This window comes from Methanolobus vulcani, assembly GCF_006546655.1.
GTDB classification, from domain to species: Archaea; Halobacteriota; Methanosarcinia; order Methanosarcinales; family Methanosarcinaceae; genus Methanolobus; species Methanolobus vulcani_A.
This window is the reverse complement of sequence record NZ_VIAQ01000017.1, coordinates 99,828-111,963: the sequence shown is the minus strand read 5'-3', so window position 1 is coordinate 111,963 and position 12,136 is coordinate 99,828. Positions and strand designations below refer to the sequence as shown.

At 41.5% G+C, this 12,136-nt stretch carries 11 protein-coding genes and 1 tRNA gene; 1 reads left to right on the top strand and 11 read right to left on the bottom strand.

The window, feature by feature from the left end:
* Window positions 1-15 precede the first annotated feature (15 nt).
* From FKV42_RS11025 to FKV42_RS10995, 7 genes are all read right to left on the bottom strand, one after another.
* Window positions 16-804 carry an ABC transporter ATP-binding protein gene (locus FKV42_RS11025; RefSeq protein WP_154810286.1) on the bottom strand — a complete coding sequence of 263 codons (789 nt, stop codon included), beginning with the start codon at window positions 802-804 and terminating at the stop codon, window positions 16-18.
* Entirely contained in the window at window positions 795-1,814 is a 1,020-nt protein-coding gene (locus FKV42_RS11020; protein WP_154810285.1) for a FecCD family ABC transporter permease, read from the bottom strand. Before FKV42_RS11020 ends, FKV42_RS11025 begins: the two co-directional genes overlap by 10 nt.
* A complete protein-coding gene (locus FKV42_RS11015) occupies window positions 1,807-3,579 on the bottom strand; it encodes a radical SAM protein (protein WP_154810284.1) in 1,773 nt (590 codons plus the stop codon). Before FKV42_RS11015 ends, FKV42_RS11020 begins: the two co-directional genes overlap by 8 nt.
* A 20-nt stretch (window positions 3,580-3,599) precedes the next feature.
* Window positions 3,600-4,217, bottom strand: coding sequence for a class I SAM-dependent methyltransferase (locus FKV42_RS11010; protein WP_154810283.1), 618 nt, complete (start codon window positions 4,215-4,217; stop codon window positions 3,600-3,602).
* Window positions 4,214-5,335 carry an iron ABC transporter substrate-binding protein gene (locus FKV42_RS11005; RefSeq protein WP_154810282.1) on the bottom strand — a complete coding sequence of 374 codons (1,122 nt, stop codon included), beginning with the start codon at window positions 5,333-5,335 and terminating at the stop codon, window positions 4,214-4,216. Before FKV42_RS11005 ends, FKV42_RS11010 begins: the two co-directional genes overlap by 4 nt.
* A gap of 91 nt (window positions 5,336-5,426) precedes the next feature.
* Window positions 5,427-6,512 (bottom strand): iron ABC transporter substrate-binding protein, encoded by a 1,086-nt coding sequence (locus FKV42_RS11000; protein ID WP_154810281.1) that lies wholly within the window; start codon window positions 6,510-6,512, stop codon window positions 5,427-5,429.
* A 242-nt stretch (window positions 6,513-6,754) separates the two neighbouring features.
* Window positions 6,755-6,850, bottom strand: a tRNA-Arg gene (locus FKV42_RS10995).
* A 436-nt stretch (window positions 6,851-7,286) separates the two neighbouring features.
* Here FKV42_RS10995 and FKV42_RS10990 point away from each other — a divergent pair.
* On the top strand, window positions 7,287-7,577 hold the full coding sequence (locus tag FKV42_RS10990) for a winged helix-turn-helix domain-containing protein (RefSeq protein ID WP_154810280.1): 291 nt from the start codon (window positions 7,287-7,289) through the stop codon (window positions 7,575-7,577).
* Between the two features lie 17 nt (window positions 7,578-7,594).
* On the opposite strand, the gene FKV42_RS10985 is transcribed toward FKV42_RS10990, so the two are convergent.
* The 4 genes from FKV42_RS10985 to FKV42_RS10970 are packed head-to-tail and all read right to left on the bottom strand — an operon-like array spanning window position 7,595 to window position 11,862.
* Window positions 7,595-8,344, bottom strand: a complete 750-nt coding sequence (locus FKV42_RS10985) for a sulfite exporter TauE/SafE family protein (RefSeq protein WP_154810279.1) — start codon at window positions 8,342-8,344, stop codon at window positions 7,595-7,597.
* 31 nt (window positions 8,345-8,375) lie between these two features.
* Window positions 8,376-9,065, bottom strand: coding sequence for a potassium channel family protein (locus FKV42_RS10980; RefSeq protein WP_154810278.1), 690 nt, complete (start codon window positions 9,063-9,065; stop codon window positions 8,376-8,378).
* Between the two features lie 4 nt (window positions 9,066-9,069).
* Window positions 9,070-10,083, bottom strand: a complete 1,014-nt coding sequence (locus tag FKV42_RS10975; RefSeq protein WP_154810277.1) for a potassium channel family protein — start codon at window positions 10,081-10,083, stop codon at window positions 9,070-9,072.
* Between the two features lie 42 nt (window positions 10,084-10,125).
* The gene (locus FKV42_RS10970) at window positions 10,126-11,862 is read right to left on the bottom strand and encodes a site-2 protease family protein (protein WP_154810276.1); all 1,737 of its coding nucleotides are present in this window, start codon (window positions 11,860-11,862) and stop codon (window positions 10,126-10,128) included.
* Window positions 11,863-12,136: the final 274 nt, after the last annotated feature.

Genomic DNA, 12,136 nt, shown 5'->3' with positions numbered 1-12,136 from the left:
TAAAAGCGGAAAGTGTCAGCACTTTCCACTTCCACATGGAACACAGACTTTTCTGTTAATGTCAGTTATATCTCTTACAGTGACATCTATGCCATATACCGATGACATTATCTGGCTATTCACAACCGATGGAACCGGTCCGCAGGCAAGCAGCTTTCCACCTGTAAGAGCAACAGCATTACTGCCTACAAGGAAAGCATGGTCAGGCATATGAGTGTTCATAACAATCGACATTCCTGATGCTGAAAGTTTCTGTACGGTTTCAAGGACCAACACCTGGTTTCCAAAATCAAGATGTGCAGTAGGCTCGTCCAGTAAAAGAAGGGCTGGTTCCTGTGCAAGAGCACGGGCTATCAGCACCATCTGTCGCTGTCCTCCGCTGAGACTGTTAAGTGTCCTGTCTGAAAGATGTTCAACACCAACCGTTTCAAGAGATTTTCTTGCAATTTCTATATCTTCTTCTTCGGGTGAACCAAAAAGTGAAAGATGGGGTGTTCGTCCCATGACCACAAAATCAATTACGTCGAATGGGAAAACAGTCTCGTTCTGTTGTGGTACATAGCCAACTTTCTTTGCAATAGACCCTGAAGTCATTGTTTGAGTATCTTCGCCCTGTATACGGACAGAACCTGCAGCAGGTTTGAAAATACCTGCAATGCATTTAATCAGTGTGGATTTACCCACTCCGTTAGGACCAAGTACACACATTACTTCTCCGCTCTTCATCGAAAATGATACATCCTCAAAGACGGGTCCTTTACCATATGAATATGCCAGTGAATCTACTTCTAATATTAATTCCATCCCATACGCCCCCTTTTCAGAAGATATGCGAATAACGGTGCACCAAGCAGGGAGGTGATTATACCCAGCGGTATTTCAGTTGCAGTTACAGTTCTTGCAAGATCATCTACCAGAAGCATGAAGGATGCACCGATCATCATGCTCATCGGTAAAAGTCTGTTGTAATTCGGACCTACTATCATCCTTGCAATATGTGGCACGACCAGTCCCACCCATCCGATAACACCGCTGATACTAACGGCAGCCGATGTAACAAGAGTGGCACAGACAATAATTATCAGGCGTATCTGGTCAACATTCACACCAAGAGAGCGTGCTTCCTCATCGCCCAGTGAAAGAATATTGATACGCCATCTCAGGAGGAAAAGTACCAATGTTCCTAAGAGCATCGGTACTATAATCCAGAGCAGGTCATTATATCTTATCGAAGACAGGCTTCCCATGAGCCAGAATACGATCTCAGGCAGGTCATCATACGGATCAGCCACGTATTTTGCAAGTGAGATAAGGGCTGTGAATATCGAACCCACGATTATTCCCGAAAGAACGAATACAAGAGTCCCCGTACCTTTGCTGACCTTGCCCATACTGATAGCGCCAAACATTGCTATCAGTCCGCAGGCAAACGACAGCAATTGGATTGCAAGCTGGCTGTCCCATAGCAAAATTCCGACACATGCACCAAAACCTGCACCAGCACCCACGCCAAGAATATAAGGAGATACCAGAGGGTTTCGGAAAACACCCTGGAATGATACTCCTGCAACAGAAAGTGATGAGCCAACAAGTAAGGCTGCAAGTATTCTTGGTAATCTCACGCTGAAAAGCACAGTATGCTGTGTGGACATCGGGCTTGCAGTTCCAATTATAAAGGAAATTATTGTATTCACGATGTCAGCAATTACGAGTGATGCTGGCATCTGATATCTGCCAACAAAGAGTGAAGCAACTAACAGCAATATTGGGAGCAAATAAATAGTGATGGTGGCACATCGCCTGTAATCAGGCATGAGTGCACCCCGTAACCTCTCTGGGCCAGATTCCTGAGGATGGCCTGTGGAAAGACCTGTTAGGCTTCGCTTCACTGTAATATATGCCGTAGAAACGCTTGTAGAATGTATTTACTTCCTGCTCAATATCGATTCCAAGTTTTCCCGGATGCAGTTTATCTGCGATATAAAGGAGTCCGAGTATCCAGCGGGGACTGCCAAAATCCCATGAAGGGTGAATTGCATAGATTCTCTGCTGCTTTACTGCATCCGCTTTAATTCCATAATACTTGCAAAGACCATAGAACTCATAAAGTGGACGGGAAAGAAAACCGGAGATGAATATCGTTTTGGGGTTATTATCGTTGATAAATCCCGGATCGATGTTGAAACCAGGCTTACCTTCTTTCTGAAGCAATTTGTTGATACTCTGTCCTCCGGCAAAATTAACAAGATTGTTTTCCATTCTTCCGGGATTCAGTGCAAAGAGCGGTGATCCCATGCAATAGTATGCACTTCCGCCATCGTTTTCCGCGGCGACCTTTTTAATCAGTTCCATGCGCTTGCTGATAAATGAAATAAGGTCTTCTCCTTTTTCCTGCACACCTGCCTTGTCAGCGATCAATCTGATATATTCCAGATATGAAGTTGGATTCTGTATCATGTGATGAATATCCATGAGTGCTTCTGAGCTGTAAATTTCCTTCCAGACCTCAAGCATCCTTTCTTCTTCGGGGATTCCGAGGCATGTAAGGACAGCATGAACCATTCCAAAAGCACGGCTTATCCTGTATCCACCCATAAATCCGGATTCGCTGAAACTTTCAATGGCTCCAGTGCCTGTAACTGGGATATCATGGCCACATTCGCATGTATAATTGCTCCATGGTTTCAGGAGTCTGGAACCCATGGGTCCGTAGAACTCTCTTTGTGTAATTATTTCTCCACATTCTGGACAGAATGTATCCATAAGTCCTGTGCCGGGTGAGTTGAAGAGGTATACATGTTCCAGGTGGTCATGAAGGCTGTTGCACAGTCTTTCGGATGCACCTATGGAAGGCTCATGTGTAATTGGTGCATCGCCGAATGGAAGGAATCTCATGAGTTGCAAAGGAATGGAAGTCGATATGTTTGCAAGGGTTCTGGCAACCTGGATAACCTCTTCTTCCTTTCCTTTTATGTGGACTACTGAAACCTCAACGTGAACTCCCATCCTATATAGTTTCTCTATATTTCGAAATACAGGTTTAGAGGACAGGACACCACAATTCCTGTATGTGTCGTCAGAATATCCCTTAACTCCTACATTCATAAAATTGACAAATTGGGCAAGTTCTTCAATAGTTTCTTCCGTAAAGTAGCAGTTAGAAGAACATCCAACAAGGAGACCGTTTTCCTTAGCTTTAAGTGCCAGTTCACGGAACATAAAAAAGTTTGCTGCCGGGTCGTTAAGTGTGGAAACTATTCCAATGCATCCAAGTTTTACTGCGGTTTCAATAACCTGATCAGGACTTAGTGTAGGCCATCCAAGTGACCTTCTTGTAGCCAGAAGTCTTGCAATACATCCCGGACACTTGAAGTTACAACCTGTGCTGAATACCTGAAGGAATTTTCCTGCAGGATAGTAGTGGAGCATAGGAATTGTCTCAATTGAAACAGGAAACGCTCCCAGATATCCAAGATCAGGGTCCTGGATTATTTTGTCACCGTCAAGCTGGTAGGTTTTGCATCTGCCGGTACTATGCTCGTTTATATCACAAGCCATTTCACATATCTTGCACTTCATTTTTTTGCCTCCGTTTCATTTTACTTGTTCATAACCACCCAGAAACCAGCGTCATCATCCACAACTCTGAATTGCAGTCCTGTACTGGCACAGGCATTTTTCATTGCCTGCTTGTTCTCAGGGCTGAGCCTTTCTTTAGAACCTTCCTGCCACCCAGGATCACGTTCTTCCATCGTCTTTGCTATCTGCTGGCGAAGCTCAGCGGTACCAAAACCACCACCAATCCATGCCTCGCCTCCCGGAGCAAGTACTCTGGCAATTTCTCCAAAGGCAACAGGCAGATCATCCCAGAAGAATACGGAGCCACGGCTTACAACAAGGTTTGCAAAGTTATCATCAAATGGAAGCTTATGTACATCCGCAAGCACAGGTTCCAGCCTGTCAGAAACGCCGTGTCTGGCTGCTTTTTCAATTGACAGCACATACATTTTCTCGGATATGTCTACAGCATAGACCTTAAGTTCCGTCTGTTCTGCAAAAGCAATGCCAAGGGATGCGATTCCGCATCCAAGATCAAGGCATATACCTTCCTTTATACCACTTGAATCTGCAATATCAGAAGCTATAATGGGATATATGGGGGCAAATACATTCTCTGCGATATCCTGAAAGTTTCCGGATTTATCATCCATACTCATGCTGATGCCTCCGTTTCAGGATGCAGTAAATTGTCCAGTTCTTCATCACTGAGGTCATAATGGAAGAATTCTGAATAGAATTCGGTTGTTAATTCTTCAAGTTCAGTGTCTGAAAACAGATCAGGATAGAGTACATTGGCAGTCCATGCAGCTCCTATCACACGGTGTACACCGTATGGCCTGTCTATCCAGCAGAATGGGTTACGTGGTGCAAGATACACACGTTTGTTCTGCACAGCATCAATATTTGTCCATAATGGATCGGAATAAACAGAATTATAGAACTCGGAATCTGTTGTCAGTATGACCTCAGGATTCCACTCTGCAACCTGTTCGATGGAAACTGGTGTCATTCCCATTCCGGGTGTGAGCTGGCAGTCTGCAACATTAATAGCGCCACATATAGTGATTACTTCAGAATGCAATGAACCGGAAGGATCGGTTTTAAGACCGGTAGAACCCTCTGCATAATATACACGGACCTTTTCATCATCCGGTATATTGCCGACTTTGTTTTCTATGTCATTGAGAACAGATGACCTGAAATCGATGAACGCAGCAGCCTTTTCTTCACAATCAAGCAGTTGACCCAGATATTCGATAGTATCGTCTCCATCGCCTATGGCAATTATAGAACCATTGATGGCAACCACAGGAATACTCCCGAATTTCTCCTGTCTTTCGGTAACCTGTTCGCTGATCTGTCCTTTCTTGTTTACAGTGTACCCTTCCATAACAATTTCTGGATTTAGACCGATGATAGTTTCATAGTTTGCTGTCTGGGCAGCACCCCATGAACCAACTACGGGAAGGGATGTATACTTCTCGTCCATAAGCATGTGGTCTACAGGAGTAAATGTGTTCCAGCCTGCAAGTTTTTCAGGTGCAAGCATGTAAACAAGTATGGAATAGGGGCCTGTTGAGGTCACAAGATTATCTATTTCAGAAGGTACTGTCAGGTTCCTGCCCAGCATGTCGGTTATTTCTACTGTTTCCACAGTTTCTTCTTGCTGGACTAAGGATTGTTGTGTCTGGTCAGTACATCCACTGATTGCAGTTGCTAAAATTAGAATCAGAATTAGTAATAAGGAAATACCTGGATAGAGTTTCTTATCCATTTTTTCACCACCATTTGTTTTGTATTTTAAGAAAGCACAGGTAGGAAGGTTCGTGCGAATACCTGTGCTTATCATCGTTTTCAGAATCCAGTTAAGGATTCAGTAGTGATTCTAACTCCTCGTCTGTGAGATCGTAATGGAAGAATTGTGAATAGAAATCACTTGTAGTCTGTTCCATATCCATGTCATCAAAAAGATCAGGGTACAATACTGTAGCTGTCCATGCAGTTCCGATGATGAGATGTGGTCCCTGTGGTCTGTCTATCCAGCAATATGGGTTCAGTGGTGACAGGTAAACACGTTCGTTCTGTACCGCATCGATGTTTTCCCAGAGTGGATCTGAGTAAACTGTATTGTAGAACTTGGCATTTGATGTGAGAATTACCTCCGGGTTCCATTCCATTACCTGTTCTATAGAGACAGGTGTCATACCATTTCCGGGGGTAAGGGAACAGTTTGCAACATTTATTCCTCCACAGATGTCGATCACCTGTGAATGCTGTGAGCCGGATGGATCGGTTTTAAGGCCAGTCGGTCCTTCTGCATAGTAGACTGTTACCTTTTCATCTTCAGGAATATCGGAAACCTTGCTGTCTATTTCATCAAGGATATTGGTTCTGAATTCAATGAGGTCAGCGGCCTGTTCCTCGCAATCAAGGAGTTCTCCCACATACTCAATTGTTGGGTCAGATTTTTCTACAAAAATAATTGAGTTATCAACAGCTACAACCGGAATATTTCCAAAAGATTCCTGCCTGCGTACAATAGCTTCATCTATCTGGCCATCTGTTGTGAATCCTTCGATAACGATGTCAGGATGAATATTGATAATTGTCTCGTAATTTCCTGTTTGTGTGCCGAACCACCCTCCAAGAACCGGTAAATTGAGGTATTCATCGTTCATTAGTGTGTGATTAAAAGTGTTTACAAAATTCCAGCCTGCGACTTTTTCAGGTGCAAGCATGTAAACAAGAATCGTAGAAGGAGGAGATGTAGCGTAAACCGACGTAATCTCTTCGGGCACTGTCAGGTTCCTTCCAAGCATATCCGTGATTTCCACCGTGTTATTTGTAGTATCCTGTACCTGTTCTGCAGTTGTCTGTTCCATACATCCACATGTAGTAACAGCCAGCAGAACCATAAAAATAAGAAGTAATGTACCATTTTTTACGTTCATGACAACACCTGTAAAACATTAAATGTTTTTATCGTTATGTTCTGACGAACATAATGATATAAAAAGATATACGCTGAACTCGTTATGGACTTGATATTATATTTTTTATGTATCAGTTAGTATTTATGTTAAAAAGGCACAGGTTGCTTTTTCCACATTTGAATTTATGCTGTTAAGAGATTGTTAAAACTCAGATTCAACATCAAATAAACAAAGAATTTGAAAAATAATAAGCAAAAGAACGGGCCCGCCGCGATTCGAACACGAGTCGATGGGTATCTTCGTACCATATGGTTACATCGAAGCCCATCAGGATATCCTGGCTACCCTACAGGCCCGCAAAGCAACTACTGATTGCTACGGGCGGTATTAAATGTTTCTATTAAAATAGCAATCATAAGTATATTGTTTAATTTTTGTCATTTGATAAGTTCTCCCATTTAACTTCTAACTCCTCATAAAAATAACTCGTAATATTATAATAAAACAAGTGCAGCATCCTGAAATAGAAATATTAATAAATGTTGGATTTATTTATGTCTCTAATCTTAAAAACAAATAATTATTGTGAAATAAATTATAGGTATATTGAACTAATTGTGATGTAATTATTATTGGATTATACTCGTTAGTGGTTGTGACATGTACTCTATTTTACAGTGTGGTATAATGGGCAATGCATATGCAGCCGTATTGGTATGCTGATAGGCATCTCATCTTCGGGCAAAAGACTGGATTAAAGATATAGCGGACTATTATTAGAGGGCCATTATTATGGTTACCAGGGATTTAAATAAAATTAATAATGAAGTGAGATTGAAAATCTTAGAAGTTCTTTCCACTAAAGACATGCATTTAGCAGAAATATCTAAAGAGCTGAACATTTCAAATGCATGCGTTTCTAAAAATGTACGTATACTGGAAGATGCAAACCTTGTTAAAAGGACTGTTTTTGGAAGAAGTCATATCATTTCTTTAACAAACAAAACAGATAAAGATATAAATGCTGAAAAAGAGTTGACGGATCTGGAATTATATATTATTGAGGGTCGTTTTATTAGCTAAACCCAACAATCTCTCCATCATAAAAAGTCAGTCAGCATTCTGATTGCCATTAACCAGAGCACAACTCCAAACATCTTTTGTAGTGTTTCGGCATTGATCTTGCTATGCATCAGGTATGAACCCAACTGTGCACCAAGGAATGATGCAACAGATATGGCAATGATAAGGTAGATATCCGGGTTCCATGAAGCAGCATGCGCCGAAAAAGCTGAAAGTGATGTGAAAAGGACAATAAAACCGGAACTTGCCACCGCTCTTTTAATTCCGAATCCGAATATCAATAGCAAAGGAACTATGAATGTACCTCCGCCTATTCCCAGCATTCCGGAAATAGCTCCTACAAGAAATCCGAACATAGTGATAAAAATGTATTTTTCCTGTCCTTTGATCTCTTTCTCCTGATACATGAATCGTATCCTGGAAAAGATCATCTCTTCACCTACAATGAACATAAGCATTGTAAGCATTCCAAGCAGTAATTCCACAGGTGCTATATGTGTGAAATAGGCTCCGATTTGTGCTCCTGTCATTGATGCAATAATGAAAGGGATGGCTATTTTGAAATCCACCATCTTCTTTCGGATATAGGTAATTGCTGCTGATCCTGAAGTTATTATATTCAGAAGCAGTGCAATAGTAATGGAAAAAATGAAGTCTCCGGTCACCCAGTAAAAGAAAGGAACATAAAATATTGCACCTCCAAGCCCTATCATTGAGAACAGGGTGGATGCAAAGAAGACGATCACGGCAAAGGCTATAGTTTCCATTTACAAACCATCCCTTATAGAGATTACAATTTCATTTTACATACTTTTCCTTGAAACGGGATATCTCTTCTTTTCCGCCTACAACTGCAATGATATCTCCTTTCAGTATCTTTGTGGATGGAAGTATGTCCGTGATGATCTTTCCGTCTCTTTCAATTCCTAAAATAGTACAGCCAACTTTATGTCTGAGACTAATATCTGCGACAGTCTTGTTTGCAAGGTCATCATAATGTCTGATTGTATGTTTTTCAATATCCACGCCTTCATAGAGCATGATATCCTCGTCCATCTTCTTGCATGAGATATCAATGCATCTTGAGGTCATTTTCGCAAGCATCTGTCCGGCAACGATTGGCAGGGCTGCAACGTAATTTGCACCTGCCTTGTATATCTTGTCAATGGACTTGTATGAATTTGCCCTTGCAATTATCGTTGAATCGGGATTAAGTCCCCTTGATATGAGTGTTGCAAACATTACATGAGTATCATCGTTAAGTGTAACTATAATCGTTGATGCCTGAGGAACTCCTGCTTGAATCAGTACTTCTTCTTCTGTTGCATTTCCAACAACATAATCGTAATCAGCATTTTCAAAACTAACTATTTGTGAATCAACAACAACAAATTTGATATTAGCATAAGTTAGCGTTTCCACAACCCTTCTACCAACGTCTCCACATCCGAGAACAACAATATGATCTTTGTATTCTAAGTCGTCCATACATTTACTCCGCGGATTGAGTCAATTTAGTAAGTTTCGATAACTGTTCATTGGAACCTATTGCAAGGAGCACTGAATTATCTTTGATGATGTCATCGGGTCTGATAACAAATGTCAGGCTTCCACCCTTCCACATACCAACAACGTTTGCACCGGTCTTTTCCCTTATGGCCGCATTTTTCATGGTTTTACCCATTAACGGACTTTTTGGGTATATTGGTAATTCCACAATACTGACCCCTTCAAAGAATTCCGTTGCACCGGTGAGCCTGTTCACAAACGGATCAGCGGCCTTTCTTCCGATGAACCTTCCAAAGAGTTCCTTTGGTGAAACAACACTTGTTGCTCCTGCATATTTCAGGTATTTCTTGTTGGCTCTGTCCTCAACGATTGCAATGATGTTCACTTCACTGATATTACGTGCTGTAAGCACGATATTCGCATTCATCTCATCGCTTCTGTTTGCTATCAGGAAGCGGGCTTCTTTTATGTTTGCATTTCGAAGTGTTTCTTCCTCACTTGCCAGGCCATAAATTGCATTAATATTTCTTTTAAGCAGTTCCATCACAAGTTCTGCTTCCTCTTCTACGAGAATATATGGGATGTCGTTTTCCTTCAGCTCTTCGATAAGTGTCTCTATAAGCTTGTTATATCCGCAGAGAATTATATGGTCTGCAAGCTTCTTTGGAGCTTTGGAAGGAATACTTGACTGGATCTTTTTCTCCATCCAGGGAATAATTACAAGGGTGAAAAGTATTCCAAATACCAGTGGTATTCCTGTCAGCTGGACAAAAACAGCATACATCTTCCCTATTGGGGAAGTCATTGTAATATCTCCGTATCCTTCTGTTGTCAGGGTGGTTACGACCCAGTAAATTGCATCATAGATATTTACATACTCAGTCTGTCCCTCGTATATCATAATCTCAATAAAAAGTAATATGTACACCAGTATTATGGCAAAGGCTCCAATGACTGATTTGAGAAGCGTTTTATGCCAGAGGTGTCTTCTTTTCATGTGAGTTCCCTGTTTATGCATTCATACTGCGTTTTTCCAGTCTTAGAAGCCGTATACAAGGTATGGTCCTATTACCATGAAGATGAATGATAATAATATCATCATTGCGAATGTGGCTGTTATTAATGCTGACACATTTTCCGCTTTTTCCTCATTTCCTGTGACCTTGTAAATGAAAGCATTTATGGAATCCCTGAAAACATGTCCTCCGTCAAGAGGTACAGCAGGGAGACAATTGAACAGACCCACATAGAAGTTAAGCCATCCAACCCACAGGAGTGTGTTTGCAAGCCAGAATATTCCTATTCCGAAAGGTTCTGCCCATCCAACAGGCACGTAGAACTGGGAAAGTGTTTCACTGAAACCAGGGAATCCTTCACCTGCAAATCCGCTAATTGGAAGTACAAGAATAATGTACCATCCTGCAACTCCTCCAAGCATGCCCGGAATACCCTTCAGTAATTCAAGATATTCTGCTGCCGGATATTCGCCCACAGAGAAACCAAGTGATGTTGCGACATTTCCTCCGGATGTTGTTGTAACTCCAAGGAAGCCCCTTCCTTCATAATCAGGATGTTCTGCGAGCGTGACCATATATTCAGTTGTTTCTCCTTCGTCGTTTTCAACAACAGCTGAGATTTCCTGTCCGGGGGTACTCTCACTCAGGACTTCACTGAAATCAGTATAGGTATAAATTGGGTTTCCGTCAAGGTACAGTATGTGTGTGCCGGCTTCTATTCCTGCCGCTTCCGCAGGTGTGTTCTCAACTATGCTCTGGATAAGAACTCCTTCAGGGTCAATATCTGTATCTGTAACTTCAAGCTGGTAACTTGATATCTCACGGTCAGTGGACGCATAAACCGTCACCGAAGTTCCCGCCTCAAGTCCATCAAGATAATCAAGCATTTCATTGACGTTGTTGATGCTTGTATCGTCCAGTTGTGTTATAATCATATCTTCACGGATTCCAGCTGAATATGCCGGACCATCCTCTGAAACGCCCACAACCATTGTATCTCCAAGAGGTGCAAGTGAACCGAGTACTGGTCCGAAAAGCAGTGCAAAAGCCAGAAAAGCCACCACGAAGTTTGCCATAACACCTGCGGCAAGTATTCTTGCTCTCTGGGTGCGGGTGGCTACCTTTTCATCGGTTTTGACAATTGTCTTTTCTTCGCTCTTCTTGTCTATTATTATTCCAAGGCGCCGGTCCCCATAAGGATCGTTCTCATCATTAAGCTCTTCTTCCCGCTTTCCGAAAAGCTCTTCGTCATCAGGTTCTGCAAAACCACCAATAGGGACAACAGCAAGCAGGATACCCATGGATTTGACCCTGATATCTTCCACTCTGCATAATATTGCGTGTGAAAATTCATGGACAACAAGGGTGACGAGTAGTGCAATGGCACCCCATGTTAAGGGAATGAACTCATTGACACCGGGTATGAGGAATATATTCCTTGCTTCGTTGAATTTACTAGGCTCCGGCATTGTGTTAGCTTCATACGATGCAATCATCGCAAGGTCTGAAAGGATAACAACAAACAGCATTGCTATCATTCCTACAAACATCAGTCTGATACCAATATCCGCATAGATTCTCCATGCTTTTTTAGGTATGGCCAGCTTGTCAAGTAATTTCAGTCCTTTTGTAGTCCTTATCATAAGAACAGGACCGTAGGTGCTGATATTGTATTTTTCAAGTATTCCTTTCCTGTCAAGTATTATTACAACGATCCAGTAAAGCAAAAGAATTGCAATTGCAATGTGTATTCCGTCCAAAAAAAGTCTCCGGCGTTTGGTGTTTTCGGTTGAAGCGATAATTGGTTATTTTTAAGATAATCTATCAGATGATTTTTCAAGATAGGTTTGTTTCTTAATTCTTTTTACGAGGTATATATCTTTATCATATAAATGATAAAAATGGTATATAATAGATTGGGCAGATATTGGGTAAAATATTCTGGAATAACTGGTCTTACTATTTTTATGCAGTTCGTAAATATAAAAATTAAGCAGGTTAATTTTATATAGTTTCTGACTCAAATGTACTATT

Bases quoted from the DNA above. Each gene is read 5' to 3' on its own strand.
- FKV42_RS11025 (WP_154810286.1), bottom strand. From the start codon at position 804: ATGGAATTAATATTAGAAGTAGATTCACTGGCATATTCATATGGTAAA.
- FKV42_RS11020 (WP_154810285.1), bottom strand. From the start codon at position 1,814: ATGCCTGATTACAGGCGATGTGCCACCATCACTATTTATTTGCTCCCA.
- FKV42_RS11015 (WP_154810284.1), bottom strand. From the start codon at position 3,579: ATGAAGTGCAAGATATGTGAAATGGCTTGTGATATAAACGAGCATAGT.
- FKV42_RS11010 (WP_154810283.1), bottom strand. From the start codon at position 4,217: ATGAGTATGGATGATAAATCCGGAAACTTTCAGGATATCGCAGAGAAT.
- FKV42_RS11005 (WP_154810282.1), bottom strand. From the start codon at position 5,335: ATGGATAAGAAACTCTATCCAGGTATTTCCTTATTACTAATTCTGATT.
- FKV42_RS11000 (WP_154810281.1), bottom strand. From the start codon at position 6,512: ATGAACGTAAAAAATGGTACATTACTTCTTATTTTTATGGTTCTGCTG.
- FKV42_RS10990 (WP_154810280.1), top strand. From the start codon at position 7,287: ATGGTTACCAGGGATTTAAATAAAATTAATAATGAAGTGAGATTGAAA.
- FKV42_RS10985 (WP_154810279.1), bottom strand. From the start codon at position 8,344: ATGGAAACTATAGCCTTTGCCGTGATCGTCTTCTTTGCATCCACCCTG.
- FKV42_RS10980 (WP_154810278.1), bottom strand. From the start codon at position 9,065: ATGGACGACTTAGAATACAAAGATCATATTGTTGTTCTCGGATGTGGA.
- FKV42_RS10975 (WP_154810277.1), bottom strand. From the start codon at position 10,083: ATGAAAAGAAGACACCTCTGGCATAAAACGCTTCTCAAATCAGTCATT.